Below are 14,096 nucleotides of genomic sequence, written 5' to 3'. Positions count from 1 at the left end.
TACTTGGCTTATCAATGCAGGATTTATAAACACGCTTTTTATAAAGGTAGTATAGCCTTGTACACAGTATCCGAAACGTCAAAGGAGGTAGCGCATGTCATTTCAAGGTGAACAGCAACCCGGGGTAGTGCCGTCCCCTGAACAGACCCAAGGTTTTCGCCTAAACCACACCATGCTACGGGTTAAAGACCCCGCGCAAGCCTTGGCGTTTTATTCTCAGGTATTCGGCATGCAGGTGATGCGTCGGTTGGATTTCGAGGAAATGCAGTTCTCGCTTTACTTCCTGGCCAACCTGGAAGCCGACGACAACGTGCCTGAAGATACCCAAGCGCGCACCGCCTGGACGTTTAGCCAGAAGGGCCTGCTGGAACTTACCCACAATTGGGGGACGGAAAACCAGCAGGACTTTGCCTACCACGACGGCAATGCCGAGCCTCAGGGCTTTGGCCATATCTGCTTTAGCGTGCCCGATCTAGCCGCGGCGCAGGCATGGTTCGACGAGCACGACGTGACCTTCGTCAAGCGTGCTTACCAAGGCAAGATGAAAGATGTGATTTTCGTCAAAGACCCGGACGGCTACTGGATCGAAGTGATTCAAGCGGATCTGATGGCAGGAAAGGGCGATTAGCATGGCGCATCTGCTGTTCCGCCTGCGCCATGTAACCGAGGAAGAGGCCATGGAAGTCCGCCAGCTGCTAGAGGCCCATGGCATGGACACCTACGAGACACAGGCGGGCTTTTTTCGCCTGGGGGTGGATGCGATTTGGCTGCGTGACCCTAGTCAGTTGGAGGATGCCAAGGCGCTGCTGGCCGACTACCAAGCCGAGCGCCTGGCCCAGGCCAAGCAGGCGCATCAAGAGGCCATCGCGCGCGGCGAGGCCCCGACCCTATGGCAACGCTTCACCGCCCACCCCGTGCAAGTCACGCTGGTGGGCGTGGCCATCTTACTGCTTATCGCGTTAACGCTACTGCCGTTTCTGGCCTTAGGCTAAATCGGTTTGCGCAGGCGGTAAGTGGCCGCGCTTGAGATACAGCTGAACACCGGATGCCCCAGCGGTCAGCGTGAGCGCGACGCCGCTGGGGTAGCGGCACCAGCTTCCGGCGGCATACTGACCCTCGCCGTCGCTCAAATCGCCTTCTAAAACGTAAAACTCCAGCCCACCGGCCAGCTCGGGGTAGCGAATCGATTGGACTGCTTCCCAGCGCTCGAGGCTCACCCGTTCTTGCTTAAAGGTGTGCAGCATTTTGTAGCTAATGCCCGGTCGGCGATCCGGCTGCCAGGGCAAGCGATGGGCGGGAACGGCCAGTTGTAACTCATCGTTCGGGTCGAACTGATGCAGTTTGACCAGAATCAACGCACCCTCCTCGCCAATTTGCGGCGTATGACCCGTGCCGATTGGATTGCGCAGGTAGCTACCGGCCGCGTAACGGCCATGCTCATCGGCGAATACGCCTTCCAAGACTAAAATCTCTTCACCGCCGCCGTGGGTGTGCCGCTCAAACTTTGTGTTGGGGGCGTAGCGCACAAGGCTGGTAGCGCGAGCAACTTCATCACCAATCCGGTCAAACATCATGCGCTTTACCCCCGCGCTGGGGGAATCGACCCACTGATACTCTTCCGGGGTAACACAGGCAAAGTGGCTAAAATCGGCGTTTAGACGCATGGGAAAGGGCTCTTTGCGGTCAAGGTAAGTAACGGGAAGGGGTGTTAGCAGGTTGCTAGTCTCCATATCGACAGCAAAAAATGCAACTTTCGGTTGTTTGATCTTCGCTATATCGCCATAAAAAACACCCCAGCCATTGGATGAATGGCCAACGATTGGGGGGCAGTTCACGAAGGCGGCATCAGGTTGTCTGGCTGCTTGCTTAGGGCGCTTCAGTCAGCTCGGAAAGGATACGGTGTGCAGTTTCAATGCGCGCCTGGTTGGGGTAGTTGCGGTTAGCCAGCAGCACAATGCCGATTTGCTCGCTGGGTACAAAAGCCACATAGCCGCCAAAGCCGTTGGTAGCGCCGGTTTTGTTGTAGAGCGCTTCCTGCCTGGGGGCTAGTGGTGGGGTTAAGCGGTTGGCAGGGTTGGGCTGCAAAATCATCTCAAGCGAGTTGCCTGCCAGCAACTGATCGAGCGCCACCGGGTAGGCATAGCTTTCCCAGCCCAGCCCTTGGGTCATATTGCCGATCTCAAAGTACCCCCTGCGCGTGGCTGCCAAGGCTTGGCTTAGTGGCTCATTAAGCTCAGCACCACTCATATTGGCTTCTAGCAGCGTTAGTACGTCTGCGGCAGTCGATTTCAATCCGTAGGCCTGAGCATCCAGCATGCCTGGGTTTACCCGAATGGGTTCATCCTCTTTAGAGTAACCGTAGGCATAGTGCGCCTGCTGCGCTTCAGGCACCTGAAAGTAGCTATGCTCAAGCCCTAACGGGGCGAACAGCGTTTCCGCCATCAATGTCTCGAAGGGCTGATCAAGGCTTTGTGCGGCGAGATAACCGAACAGGCCCATGCTCGGGTTGGAGTAGAGCCGGTGGCTGCCAGGGGCGGATTCAGGCTGCCACTGGCGATAGTAGTCGATCATCGCCTCTTCGCTTTGAACTTCCTCTGGGAACTGCAGTGGAAGCTCACCCGCCGTGTAGGTGCCCAGTTCCAGCAGCGTAATCTCATCGAAGGCGCTGCCTTCAAGGGCTGGCAGGTAGCGACTGGCCGGATCGGAAAGCGAGAGCGCGCCGCTAGCCTGGGCATAGCCTGCCAATGTGGCGGTGAAGATCTTACTGATAGAGCCTAGCTCGAACAGCGTCTCATCGGTGACCGGGGTTCCCGCTTCTTGATTGGCGAGGCCATAATTAAAGTAGTGCTGCTGACCGTTGATGCTAAGCGCGATCGCCATGCCTGGAATACGATGCTCAGCCATTAAAGGCGCGATAGTGTCGTTCACCAGCGCCTCAATCTCTGCGCTGTCAGGCGCATTGGATGCCCAGGCAGTGCCGCTCATTAGGAGCGAAGCTGTCATGATAAGGCCGGAGTTTGCTGCTAACATCTTACGCATACCGAGATCCTGTTTTGATGAGTGTAGTAGGAAAGCTGGGTGGTACCACCAGCCACAGGGAGCGTGACAGTGGCTAACTTACGGCGCGCTGCGGCAATTCACAAACAGCGATATTTTGCATAAGCCATTAGAAAAATTTGGGGGTCAGCGTGGTGCATCCCTACCTGCCGTTGAAGGCGCTGCGCGCCTTTGAAGTGTCGGCCAGGCATTTAAGTTTTACCCGGGCATCAGAAGAGTTACACGTGACCCAGGCGGCGGTTAGCCACCAGGTTAAGCTGCTCGAAACGCAGTTGAAGGTACCGCTGTTCAAGCGTTTGCCTAGGGGGCTAATGCTTACTGAGGAGGGTGAGTTGCTGCTGCCGGTATTGAAGAGTTCCTTCGATCAAATATCCCACACACTCGAACGGGTGGGCGAGAGCAGCTATCGGGAAATATTACACGTCGGCGTTGTGGGTACGTTTGCCGTCGGCTGGCTGCTGCCGAGACTGGGAGATTTTCAGCAACAGTATCCGTTTGTCGATTTGCGCCTTTCCACCCATAACAACCGCGCGGATCTGGCTGGTGAAGGGCTGGACTTTGCTATCCGTTTTGGTACGGGCGCCTGGCACGGTACCGCGGCGCAGCCGCTACTACCGGCGTCACTCTCGGTAATGTGCATACCTGATATCGCCGCGCGGCTTAACACCCCGGCTGATGTATTGGGTGAAACCTGGCTGCGCTCTTATCGCGCCGATGAGTGGACAGAGTGGCTATTGGCGGCAGGGCTACCCCGCAGCTTTCCGATGACCAACAGTATTGTGTTTGACTCTTCCATCGCCATGGTGGAAGCAGCCCTACAAGGGGCAGGCGTGGCGCTGGCGCCACCGCTGATGTTCCCCCGCCAACTGAACAGCGGCGCGCTGGTACAGCCTTTCGACACCACTGTCAGTCTGGGAGGTTACTGGTTGACTCGCCTGCAGACACGCCCAGAAACCCACGCGATGGCGTCCTTCCGGGAGTGGCTGCTGACGGCAATTAATACCTGAGCAACGCTTTGGATCATAGAGACTTAGTGGCTAGATCCGCTTAGTGATCATGCCCGTGTCCGTCGTCATGCTCCTCATGACTTGGCTCTTTATGACCAGGCTCTGCTAGCGCATCGTGTAGCACCTGTGCATTGTGGCGCATCATGCCTAAGTAAGTGCTTGCTTCGCCTTCCGCGGCTAGTGCATCAGCGTAGAGCGTTCCAGCAATCGGTAAGCCAGTCTCTTCGGCAAGCTGGGTGATGATCGACTGGTTGGTCATGTTCTCGTGGAACAGCGCTTTCACGTTCTCTTTCTCAATCACATCCACGAGCGCGGCCATGCTGGCACCGCTAGGATCGGCTTCCGTCGAAAGCCCTACCGGAGAAAGGAAGTTCACTCCGTAAGCGCTTGAGAAGTAGCCAAAAGAATCGTGGCCGGTAATCACGCTGGTAGAGGCCGGAATCTCATCGATCAGCGAGCGAATCTCGGCGTCTACCTCGGCCATTTCCTGTAAGTACTGCTCCGCATTAGCGCGGTACGCGTCGGCGTTATCGGCATCCGCGGCCATTAACCCATCGCGGATATTGGCGATATACACCTCGGCTTGGTGCATATCCTGCCAGGCATGAGGGTCTTGATTGCCATGGTCATGACCCGCGTGCTCATCAGCATGATCGTCGTGGCCATGATCATCATGATCATGTTCTTCATGCCCATGCTCTGCGTGGTCATGTGCTGCATGTTCTTGCTCGTCATGCGCTGCGAAAGAGAGCGGCTCGATGCCATCGGTCGCGGTGACCATCGACCCGTTGTAGTCGCTGGCGCTAATCAAACGCTCCATCCAGCCTTCAAACCGCAGGCCGTTGAACACCACTAAATCCGCGTTGGCCAGTGAGCGTGCATCGCCGGGGCTGGGGGAAAAGACATGGGCATCGCCGTCGGCAGCGACCAGGGAGGTCACATCGACATGATCACCGCCCACGTTTTCCACCATATCCGCCAGGATAGAAAAACTGGTGACGACTTGAACGCGGTCATTCGCCATGGCAGCAGGCAGCGCCAGCAGGGCGGAAACGCCGACTAACCAGCGCGACGAAGAGGCAATAGCCATATAACACTCCTTGCGGTTAAACATAAACGATAAGACTCATTACCCTTGCTCTACTGCCAACGGCGTTGTTTTACGCCGCAGCTTGGCCGCCAAGCTGTGGTAGCGACCAAACAGGGCCGAAAAGAGATAACCGAACCCGGCCAGCAGAATAATGCTCGGGCCTGAGGGAATATCCAGATGGAACGAGAGCAGCAGGCCGCCGGTGCTCGCCACCATGGCCAGCACAATCGCAATGCCGATCAAACCCTCTAAGCGTTTGCTCCAAAAGCGCGCCGAGGTGGCGGGCAGCATCATCAAGCCCACCGCCATCAACGTGCCCAGGGTTTGAAAACCAGCCGTCAGGTTAAGCACCAACAGCCCCAAAAATACGCTGTGCACCCAGCCGCTGCGGCGGCTCTGGCCGCGTAAAAACAGCGGATCCAAACACTCCACCACCAAGGCGCGGAAGACCACCGCCAGGGTAAGCACGATCAGTGTGCTGATACCCGCGATCAGTAGCAGCGCGGTGGAGTTGATCGCCAAAATGGAGCCAAACAGGACGTGGGTAAGGTCAACGCTGCTGCCGCCAATTGAAATCAGCATGACACCCCCCGCCAGGGAGATAATAAAAAAGCTCGCCATGGCGGCGTCTTCACGTTGGCCGCCCATTTTGGACACCGCCCCCGCCAGCAGCGCGACCATTAAGCCAAACAGTACCCCGCCAATGCTCATCACCGGCAGCGAAAACCCCGCCAGCAGAAACCCCAGCGCGACGCCGGGTAAAATCGCATGCGCCATGGCATCACCAATCAGGCTCATACCGCGCAGCACCAAAAACACCCCTAGCGTGGGCGCCGCTAGCGAAAGCGCCAGCCCACCGACCACCGCGCGGCGCATAAAACCGTACTCGAACGGGCTGATAAACCACGTATTAAGCAGATCCAGCATGGCGCCCTCCTATGGTAAATGGCACCACCTGGGCGGGCGTCTGTTGATGGGTAAGCGCGCTGGGCGATACCCAGCGGCCGTGGCCACCGTTGAGCATTAGCACTTCGTCGGCCAGTTGGCGCAGATGATCCATGTCGTGCAGCACCACAATGATGGTGGCGCCCTCGTCAGCCATTTGGCGCAAAATGCGGATCAAAATATCCACCGTCTCGCTATCCACATTGGAAAACGGCTCGTCGAGCAGTAAAAGCTCGGCTTCCTGCATCAGCGTGCGGCCAATCAGCGCTCGCTGGCGCTGCCCGCCGGAAAGCTCGCCCAGCGGGCGGTGGGCTAAATGCGAAATGCCCAGCCGCGCCATAATCTCGCGACCTTTACGATAATGCGCCGCACAGTAGCCTTTAAACGCGCCGTGGCTCGGCCAGCTACCGGTCATCACCAGCTCCTCCACGCTCATCGGGAAGGTCAGGTCGAGCGCTAATTGCTGAGGCAGCCAAGCGCGACGCTCTCTAGGCACGGTACACACCACCTTGCCTTTGATTGGGCGCAACTCGCCCATGATGGCTTGAATCAGCGTGCTTTTACCCGCCCCATTGGCTCCCACTAGCGCCGTGATCGCTCCCGGCTGAAAATCGCCTTCTACATGCTCCAGCACCGCGCGGTGCCCCTGAGCCAAATGCAGGTCATGAAGTTGCAAGCGTGATAGTGAGCGCTGACTCATAATGCCCACCCGTTGGCCCACACCACCAGTAACCACAGCACTAACAGCGGTACTGAGACTGACAGCAGTCGCTTCACCGCCGACAGCGACATCAGCGAAAAATGGCAAGGCCCTTCCTTGTTGTGGCGATGCGAATGCTCACTCATTAAGCCGCCCTCGTGAATAATCAAATAGGTTATAACATAACAATTGGCGAGGCCAATAAATTTGCTGGGTATTTTACTCGCTCAGCAGCTTAGGGCAACGCTGAATGCGCAGTGACACGCTCAAATATGCCGCAGCGATCATCTTTAGGGTAAGCGTGTGGGGTCTGATGGTCATTGTTAATGAAGAATGATTAGATGGAGAAAACTAATAAGGAATGCTGCCATGGATGATTTTTCACCAAGCGGTCTTAACTGTGTATAAAATTTGACAATTATGAGAGTAGATCGCACCGGATTATGGAGAAGAAACCAATGACAGCTAACAAGTCAGCCATGAATATGCCCGAGTTACGGGTATTTGCTAAGCCGCTTGTCATTGGCTTCATAATTGCAGAGGTTTGGCGGGCCGCATTCTACCTCGGCTCTAACTTCACTCCGGCATTGTATGAAGTAGCTTCTTGGGTGAAAACTGGTGGGGTATTAGTCGTACTGCTGATATGTCTGATCTACATTTACAAACGCGGTGCATTTGCCGTCGCTGCTCGAATGGGCCACAGTCGTCGCCTCGACCTGCTGGCTGCAATGGGCGTTGGCATTTGGGCAAATGAGTTAGCCTCCCCCTGGCTAGCCAAGCCGCACGCAGCACTGCAGAATGCGGATCCCTATTGGGCTCCAGCGATCGTGCTCCTGTTATGCATTATGTTGTTGTCTCCACTGGTTCGGTATTATTGGCCGAGACCTAAAAGAACGATTCCACAGCAGCACTTCATTGCAGATGAGGAAGTTAAAGATAAGAGCGAGGATCTGCTTGAGAATGAGTCGCAGGCCAAGTCGTTCGCCGATGCTGTTCTCGAAAGTGGTGCACACCCAGGTCTTATCTTTGGAGTTGAAGGGCCATGGGGTGTTGGCAAGACGAGCTTTATTAACCTAGCTGAGCGTTACTGGGCGGAAGCAGAAGATAGAGTAATTGTTTGTCGGTTTGAGCCACTTCGTTACGCATCAGAGCCAGACCTTGCTGATCGCTTGATTCGTGACTTATCTGGTTCGATTCAACGTAAAGCCTTTGCTCCAGAGTTTCGACCGGCGGCATCACGGTACTCCCGGTTGATAAAGGGAAAGGCCGATGTTTCATTCCTGGGCTTCAAACTTTCCCTGCAACCTTCACAAGAGACTGTTGATGAACTGCTAGATGACATCAACGAAGTTCTTAAACGCATTGGTCGACGCGTGATTATTGTTATAGATGACCTTGATCGTTTGGATGCCAAGACTACGAACAATGTCTTGTTCGCAACGCGCCAGACTTTCAAGCTCTCGCAAGCTACCTATGTTTTAAGCTACGACACTGAGGTTCTTGCCGGAGGCCAGGAAGAAGGTTTAAGAGCACGAGAATTCCTCGAGAAGTTTGTGACAGTAAAGTTGAGCTTATTTGTCGATAGTTCGAGCATTCGAGATTTCCTTCGAAGGGATTGGCAACAAGCAGAAAACCACCTCGGCTCGATACCTCCCGACACGATGGTGAAACTTGGTACAGTACTCAACGAGTTGGCAGATATTCTTGACGGTGAGTTTGCGGCGAAGTACTTGCCACTAGTGGGTGATATGCGCAAGGTAAAGCGCTTCGTCAATGCCATGCTACTCATGCAGATTGAGAAAAGTGAACTAGGCCGGACGGATTTCAATAAGCGCGACCTCATCAACCTAATACTTTTACACCTGCACTATCCTGGGCTATTCAGGCGTATCTACGCTGAGGAGACGCAAGGGCGTATTGGTTCCTTCTCGGTGTATCACGAGTGGGGTGAAAGAAGGTTCAAGAACTCGCCAGAGCTTTCCACGTTGGTAGAGGCGCAACCAGACACCGCGAAGTTTCTTTTGAAGCAGCTTTTCGACGTCGATACTTTGCAGCTTGGTGATTCAAGTACTGTAGATGAGGCTGTTTGGGCATCGCGTGCCTGCTTTAATCAGGACTCATTTAGGAACCTTGAAGATTATCTTAAACTAATCGTCCGCTTTGCTACCCCAGAGCCACAGGAAACCTTCGTCTTGTACCAGAAGGCTGTGGAGCAAGTTCGAAAGGGGATTTCAATCGCTTCAGTCTTGAGATCGCCTGAGTTTCGATTGGAGCGAGGGGAGCATGCGCATGACCAATTCTGGAGAGTGCTCGTCAACCAGTCTAATAGCTTTACTCAAGCTGTCGCCGAAGGTGCTATCGACACTCTCATCGACTACCTACCTTGCTATTCTTCAATCACGAACTATGATCAAGGCTTGCGACAAAGGTCGATATATTCCCTGCTATTACTATTAGATCGTGCTGGTTGGGGGGGGGAACTAGGTCGTCGTCCTGCAAATACACCGGAGAATATCGAAGAGATCGCATGGCGGGTCTTCGGCGAACGTTCCTATCAGGGCAAAGGCTTGATTCAACGCCTTGCTAGTGCTGATCGCGGAGCCCTGGGCTGGAACGATCTCATGTTGTTCAGGCTCCAGTGCTCAGCAGATCGTCAAGGGCAACTGCACAACCTGCAATCAGCTCTCATCATCCATACGGATAAAAATGCAAAAACAACTGGTTTGGTCAGTGATCTCGCATTGATGGGAATGAGAAAACTGTCTCAGGAAGTATTCGCGCTATTCAAGCGAGCCTATATTGATCCGGAGCATAACTTTTTTGAAGAAGCAGGATCTATTACAGATGATGCGTTGCTCGGCGCAGATAAATCTTTACTTAGCCAGTCGGATTTAAAAAACAGTAATCAATTCCCGCAAAATGACAATTCTCTTGAGGAGCGTTTCTCCCGGGCCCGCACTAGCATCAAGACTTTTGTGATTTACCAACTTAGCAATTCGTTTCGGCCGCACGGGTCAGGTGTAGGCTGTGGGTATTATGACGAGCATGGGGATGCCGATGGCAATGGAGTAGCAAAGTTGATGAATGATTATGTGTTTGGCGTGTGCTTCAACCCTTCAATTAACGAGGATAATGTCTTTCACTTCCTCGATTATTGTCTGTCTAATTTGAATAATTCATTCTTTTTAAACGGAAGTGATGAGGGTTGCGTTGCGACAAAAGCCGGACTTTCAGGAGGGCTTGATTCTAAGGAAATGGGGGTTTATTGGAATCGGCACAAGGAGCTCATTCGTCAGTTGGCCCAGCAGGCTGAAGATAGAAATGTAGCCACATATAATTATACTGCTTCTTACAGCGAAGACCTAAAAGGAGTCTTCGATGTACTTGACGGATTGTCCAAAGAGATTTCGGAGTTAGATGTTTAGGCCGATTACTTGTCGAGAGTTTCGTTTTAGCAAAAATCATCCCCAAGATTAAGTTGATGTTTGAGCGTTCATATTATGGTTGATTTCCCCAGAGACGGGGCAGCTCAGGGCATTCTGCGTAAATTGACGCGCTAGTGTGTTGATTAGACAGCTGGATGTTGACGTGGGTTGCCTACCATGCAGATTAGAAGCCCATACTATACGTATAGTATGGGTATAAAGTGCTTGCTGCCGCCCAGGCAGCCTAGACACGCAACGGATTCAAAATCCACTGCGTGTCGGTTCAGTGGAACTCTTTCGTATTAAACAACCCTATTCCTCAGAACTAGGCTCCATGGCGCGCTTATCGTCGGGTAGGCGGACGGTGTCGCCTATCTGCAGTTTGTCGTGGCTGTCGAGGCGGTTGCCGTGTGAGTCGATGATGGCGACCACATCGCCAATGCTAACGGCGTCGTCATCGCGGTAGCTACGTACGTCGATACGCACCACGCAGCCTTTATACCGCGCAGAGAGAATATCGCCGGTGTTCGGGGTGGGGTCGAGGTTGGGGTCTTGGGCGTAATGTTGAATCACGCTGGCGCTGCCCGGGGCGTCCCATTCGATGTGTCGATGCATAGTAAATTCCTTGTTTTCGCTGCTTGGTTGATCCGTTTAAGCGGTTATTGCTGTGGCGTATTAGACGTTTTCAGCTGGTTTAGGTGGCTCCACGTATTGAAACATGAAGGTGAGCGCGGCGGGCAAACTGGCGCGCCAAACACGCCAGGTGTGGCCGCCTGGGTAAAGGTCTAGATTGACCGCGTGGGGTTGAATTCGCTCCATGGCCTGACGCAGTTGGCGGGCGTGAAACTCGGCGTCGAATTCATCTCGTCGACCCGCGCTAATATACAGCGGCACAGGCGGCACCTCGCTGCGTTCTACCGTGGGGCGTGGCGTCACTTTGAGGCGGTAATCTTCAAGGTGCGCGGTGTAGTTCAACTGCTCCCAAAGCTGGCGGTCAAACTCGCCCTGGTCGTTAAGGAATGACGGGTGGCGGTTAGCCGAAGAGTTGCTGGGCGGGTAGGGCGCGTAGCTAGCGGGGCTGAGGGCGGCCACCGCCGCGAAAAGGTCGGGGCGTTCGAGCGCAAAATTCAGTGCGCCAAAGCCGCCGGCGGAGAGTCCCCCAACGCCGCGCATCGAGCGCTCGGTGCCAACGCGATAGTGTTCTTCAACATGCGGCATAAGGTCATTGAAAAAGGCACTACGGGCTGGTTGGTTATGGCCGTCCACCCACCAACTGTGGCTGCCGGGCATGATAAATACGCTCGGCGGAATATGCCCCGCGCTAATCAGCCGGTCGGCGGTTTGCTGCAAATTACCCTTGGCGAGCCAATCGCGCTCGTTGCCGAACGAGCCATGTAACAGATAAACCACGGGGTAGACCGTGTCGCTATCGTCATCGTAGCCATCCGGCAAATATACCGTGTAAGGATAGGCCTGGCCCAAGGTGGGCGCGTCAAAATGGTGGCGTTCCACACTGCTGGCGAGGGCCGTTGTGCAGGTAGTCAATACGCCTGCGAATAAACCGAGTAGGCTGATAGCCCCAAGCCGCCAGAGGGGGCGTTTCATCATTAGCACCTCGTCTGCTGGGAATTATCGTCTATTGGTGCGGTCGGACAGCGCACGGCAAAGGATGTTCAGCGCGCTCATGCTCTAAGCGTAGCGCAATCGATTCGGACGGGAATCCTAATGCAGAAAGTGGAAGAGATCTTTTGGTTGAGAGCGTACGGCTGCATCGCCGTTTTTTTATTCCACTTATTGGATCGAGTGAATAACTATGTAGACAATCTGGTCACCGATTTTATGCGCATTCCGCTGGTGCTGGGGACGCCGATTTTCTTGTTTATCGCGGTGTTTGTGTTTGCCGTTCGTTACGATAAAGCGGTACCCGAGGGGTTTCTTGCTCAGCGCGTGAAGTACGTCATGCTGCCGTATTTCGTCTATGGATTTATCTATTCAACCGCACAGTGGGTGACGGCGTGGGCGGAGGGCGAGCCGGTCAATTTCTGGGCCAATGCGCTCCATTATTTTGTTTATGCAGGCTGGCACGGTTACTTCCTGATTATCGCCATGCAGTTTTACGTGGGCTATTGGTTGTTTACCCGCTGGCGCCTTTGGCGGCTCAACCCGGTGCCTTGGTTTTGGCTGGCCTGTTTGATCAGCATGAGCTACTGGGGAACGGCCTATTGGCTGGGGGTGGATCCGCCCGGTTATCTGTTATGGATAGCCCCACTTGGCTGGCTGTATCTGTTTTTTCTGGCGTTAGTGCTGGTGCGTTACTATCCCCTGGCACCGCAAGGCGTTAAAGCGCAGCGACCGAAATGGATGAAATACCTGGCCCACCCGGCCTGCCTGGGTGTTTTTATGGTGGGGATTTGTTTGGCAACGCTGGCAGGTTTACCAGAGTTCACCTCAAAAGAGGTGTGGGTGATCCCGTTCTTTGTACTCTTCACGCTTTGCGCGACACGGCAACTTAAAGGCTATGTCGCGCCAAATTGGGTGCGCCAAATCAATGTGTATTCGTTCAATATTTATTTGGCGCACCCGATGTTTTTCATTGTTACCGATTTACTGATTGCACCTTTAGCGCTGCCCATCTCGTTGTATGCCCTGATTCTTGCGGTGGTGAGCATGGTGGGCTGTATCCTATTAAGCAACGTGGTGAACATGTCTAGAGTCGGCGCCATGATGTTTGGGAAACAGCTGCACGTGGCTCTCCGTTAGGCAATGTGTCCCGGTATAGCGGTTGTGTCTTCAGGATTGAAGGTGTGGATGCGGGTGGGGCAGGCGTGCAAACGCTGCAAGAAGTCGTGTAGCGCGGCTTGGTCGAGCTCGGGGTCGAAGCCGCCCAGACGCTCCAGCCAGGTACGTCGCACCGCTATATAAGGTGGTGTGTGTAGTGCCGAGGATAAAAAGCGTTGCAGTAAGCGCGTTGGCAGGGTGGGTTCGCTCGACCCGAGCGCTACGGCATCCACCGCATAGCTATCCAGCAGCGGGAATAGCGCTTGCCATAAGGGCACCGGTAAGGACGTGGCGTGTAGCGCAAAAATCAACCATTCGGCTTGGCTGGCAGCGGCGGCATGGTTTAGTCGCGCGCCTAATGCCAGGGCAGGTTGAGGAATGCAGAGTGCATCGAAACGCTGCACTATAAGCGCTAAGCGGTTGTCTTTCTCCAGGCTGGTGACCCGTAGCGTACAAGCGGGATGATCCGTCGAGGCGTGGTAAATGGCGTGGAGGTGGCGAGGCAGTTGGGCACCCGTTACGTAGGCATCAACAATAAAACAGACCGACTTCATGGGTGACCCTCCGGCCAAATGTGTTCGGTTATTGTCTATTGTAACTTATTGTGTTGAAAAGTTTAATATAGTATCTATTGCTTGTTGCGCAAGCTAATTAAGCATGTTGTTTATAGGCAGTCCTGTCTATGCACCGTTTTTGTGCAAATTGGCTTGTCTTTGTTCCATGCTGGTGCATTTTCAGGCTGTGCGGCGCGTGTGGCGTCAGATTTATCGCTTTATGCCACATGAGGAAGCACAGCGGCGAATTTTAAAACTGATAAAAAACAAATATTTGCGATTTTTTAAGGCCATATTGGTGCAGAAATGGCACGCAACCTGCATTGTTATTAACAGCGGCTAGCCGGTCATAGGCAAAACGCCTTAAGGCGTGCTACAACATTAGCCGGTTTCGTTATCGCTAGGCGTTCTGTTAATTGCAACGAACAAACGTTGAGTGAATAAGCAAGGCAGGCGTGCCATGATGCACGCGTTATGTCGAACAACATTTATCGGTAGCTTACTGTCATTAGCTTTAAGCCACGCTCATACCGGAGGACA

General features: G+C 54.0%; 14 protein-coding genes. 5 read left to right on the top strand and 9 right to left on the bottom strand.

Annotated elements, in window-relative coordinates:
- Positions 1-94: 94 nt before the first annotated feature.
- Both gloA and BLR97_RS06080 read left to right on the top strand, forming a co-directional pair.
- Complete coding sequence (gloA, locus tag BLR97_RS06085) at positions 95-628, top strand: lactoylglutathione lyase (RefSeq protein ID WP_089703539.1); 534 nt, start codon at positions 95-97, stop codon at positions 626-628.
- Between the two features lies 1 nt (position 629).
- The gene (locus BLR97_RS06080) at positions 630-992 is read left to right on the top strand and encodes a DUF6164 family protein (RefSeq protein ID WP_089703537.1); all 363 of its coding nucleotides are present in this window, start codon (positions 630-632) and stop codon (positions 990-992) included.
- Here BLR97_RS06080 and BLR97_RS06075 read toward each other — a convergent pair.
- Positions 984-1,664 (bottom strand): cupin domain-containing protein, encoded by a 681-nt coding sequence (locus tag BLR97_RS06075; RefSeq protein ID WP_089703535.1) that lies wholly within the window; start codon positions 1,662-1,664, stop codon positions 984-986. The genes BLR97_RS06080 and BLR97_RS06075 overlap by 9 nt on opposite strands.
- A gap of 202 nt (positions 1,665-1,866) precedes the next feature.
- Positions 1,867-3,039 (bottom strand): class C beta-lactamase, encoded by a 1,173-nt coding sequence (gene ampC, locus BLR97_RS06070; RefSeq protein WP_089703533.1) that lies wholly within the window; start codon positions 3,037-3,039, stop codon positions 1,867-1,869.
- A gap of 149 nt (positions 3,040-3,188) precedes the next feature.
- Between ampC and BLR97_RS06065 the strand changes: the two genes are divergently transcribed.
- On the top strand, positions 3,189-4,064 hold the full coding sequence (locus BLR97_RS06065) for a LysR family transcriptional regulator (RefSeq protein WP_089703532.1): 876 nt from the start codon (positions 3,189-3,191) through the stop codon (positions 4,062-4,064).
- Positions 4,065-4,104: 40 nt separating this feature from the next.
- Here the strand turns inward: BLR97_RS06065 and BLR97_RS06060 are convergent, their stop codons facing one another.
- Genes BLR97_RS06060 through BLR97_RS19705 form a run of 4 tightly spaced genes read right to left on the bottom strand, consistent with a single transcriptional unit; the run spans position 4,105 to position 6,945 of the window.
- Positions 4,105-5,154, bottom strand: a complete 1,050-nt coding sequence (locus BLR97_RS06060; RefSeq protein WP_089703530.1) for a metal ABC transporter solute-binding protein, Zn/Mn family — start codon at positions 5,152-5,154, stop codon at positions 4,105-4,107.
- Positions 5,155-5,193: 39 nt separating this feature from the next.
- The gene (locus BLR97_RS06055; RefSeq protein WP_089703527.1) at positions 5,194-6,081 is read right to left on the bottom strand and encodes a metal ABC transporter permease; all 888 of its coding nucleotides are present in this window, start codon (positions 6,079-6,081) and stop codon (positions 5,194-5,196) included.
- Positions 6,065-6,799, bottom strand: coding sequence for a metal ABC transporter ATP-binding protein (locus BLR97_RS06050; RefSeq protein WP_089703525.1), 735 nt, complete (start codon positions 6,797-6,799; stop codon positions 6,065-6,067). The genes BLR97_RS06055 and BLR97_RS06050 overlap by 17 nt, the downstream gene beginning before the upstream one ends.
- Complete coding sequence (locus tag BLR97_RS19705) at positions 6,796-6,945, bottom strand: hypothetical protein (protein WP_170832988.1); 150 nt, start codon at positions 6,943-6,945, stop codon at positions 6,796-6,798. Before BLR97_RS19705 ends, BLR97_RS06050 begins: the two co-directional genes overlap by 4 nt.
- 312 nt (positions 6,946-7,257) lie before the next feature.
- Between BLR97_RS19705 and BLR97_RS06045 the strand changes: the two genes are divergently transcribed.
- Entirely contained in the window at positions 7,258-10,224 is a 2,967-nt protein-coding gene (locus BLR97_RS06045) for a KAP family NTPase (RefSeq protein ID WP_089703523.1), read from the top strand.
- A gap of 312 nt (positions 10,225-10,536) precedes the next feature.
- Here the strand turns inward: BLR97_RS06045 and BLR97_RS06040 are convergent, their stop codons facing one another.
- Positions 10,537-10,839 (bottom strand): hypothetical protein, encoded by a 303-nt coding sequence (locus tag BLR97_RS06040; RefSeq protein WP_089703521.1) that lies wholly within the window; start codon positions 10,837-10,839, stop codon positions 10,537-10,539.
- Between the two features lie 60 nt (positions 10,840-10,899).
- Positions 10,900-11,832: an alpha/beta hydrolase gene (locus BLR97_RS06035; protein ID WP_089703519.1), complete on the bottom strand. Its 933-nt coding sequence runs from the start codon at positions 11,830-11,832 to the stop codon at positions 10,900-10,902.
- A gap of 117 nt (positions 11,833-11,949) precedes the next feature.
- Here BLR97_RS06035 and BLR97_RS06030 point away from each other — a divergent pair, with 117 nt between their 5' ends.
- Entirely contained in the window at positions 11,950-12,984 is a 1,035-nt protein-coding gene (locus tag BLR97_RS06030; protein WP_089703517.1) for an acyltransferase family protein, read from the top strand.
- Here the strand turns inward: BLR97_RS06030 and BLR97_RS06025 are convergent.
- The gene (locus BLR97_RS06025) at positions 12,981-13,556 is read right to left on the bottom strand and encodes a glycosyltransferase family protein (protein ID WP_089703515.1); all 576 of its coding nucleotides are present in this window, start codon (positions 13,554-13,556) and stop codon (positions 12,981-12,983) included. The two genes, BLR97_RS06030 and BLR97_RS06025, sit on opposite strands and share 4 nt — an antisense overlap.
- Positions 13,557-14,096: the final 540 nt, after the last annotated feature.

The sequence above is a fragment of the Vreelandella arcis genome (assembly GCF_900103865.1).
GTDB classification, from domain to species: Bacteria; Pseudomonadota; Gammaproteobacteria; order Pseudomonadales; family Halomonadaceae; genus Vreelandella; species Vreelandella arcis.
Note: the sequence above shows the minus strand (reverse complement) of the source record. Positions and strands in the feature narration are given on the sequence as shown.

Coding starts and splice junctions, on each gene's coding strand:
- gloA (WP_089703539.1), top strand. CDS start 95: ATGTCATTTCAAGGTGAACAGCAACCCGGGGTAGTGCCGTCCCCTGAA.
- BLR97_RS06080 (WP_089703537.1), top strand. CDS start 630: ATGGCGCATCTGCTGTTCCGCCTGCGCCATGTAACCGAGGAAGAGGCC.
- BLR97_RS06075 (WP_089703535.1), bottom strand. CDS start 1,664: ATGCGTCTAAACGCCGATTTTAGCCACTTTGCCTGTGTTACCCCGGAA.
- ampC (WP_089703533.1), bottom strand. CDS start 3,039: ATGCGTAAGATGTTAGCAGCAAACTCCGGCCTTATCATGACAGCTTCG.
- BLR97_RS06060 (WP_089703530.1), bottom strand. CDS start 5,154: ATGGCTATTGCCTCTTCGTCGCGCTGGTTAGTCGGCGTTTCCGCCCTG.
- BLR97_RS06055 (WP_089703527.1), bottom strand. CDS start 6,081: ATGCTGGATCTGCTTAATACGTGGTTTATCAGCCCGTTCGAGTACGGT.
- BLR97_RS06050 (WP_089703525.1), bottom strand. CDS start 6,799: ATGAGTCAGCGCTCACTATCACGCTTGCAACTTCATGACCTGCATTTG.
- BLR97_RS19705 (WP_170832988.1), bottom strand. CDS start 6,945: ATGAGTGAGCATTCGCATCGCCACAACAAGGAAGGGCCTTGCCATTTT.
- BLR97_RS06045 (WP_089703523.1), top strand. CDS start 7,258: ATGACAGCTAACAAGTCAGCCATGAATATGCCCGAGTTACGGGTATTT.
- BLR97_RS06040 (WP_089703521.1), bottom strand. CDS start 10,839: ATGCATCGACACATCGAATGGGACGCCCCGGGCAGCGCCAGCGTGATT.
- BLR97_RS06035 (WP_089703519.1), bottom strand. CDS start 11,832: ATGATGAAACGCCCCCTCTGGCGGCTTGGGGCTATCAGCCTACTCGGT.
- BLR97_RS06030 (WP_089703517.1), top strand. CDS start 11,950: ATGCAGAAAGTGGAAGAGATCTTTTGGTTGAGAGCGTACGGCTGCATC.
- BLR97_RS06025 (WP_089703515.1), bottom strand. CDS start 13,556: ATGAAGTCGGTCTGTTTTATTGTTGATGCCTACGTAACGGGTGCCCAA.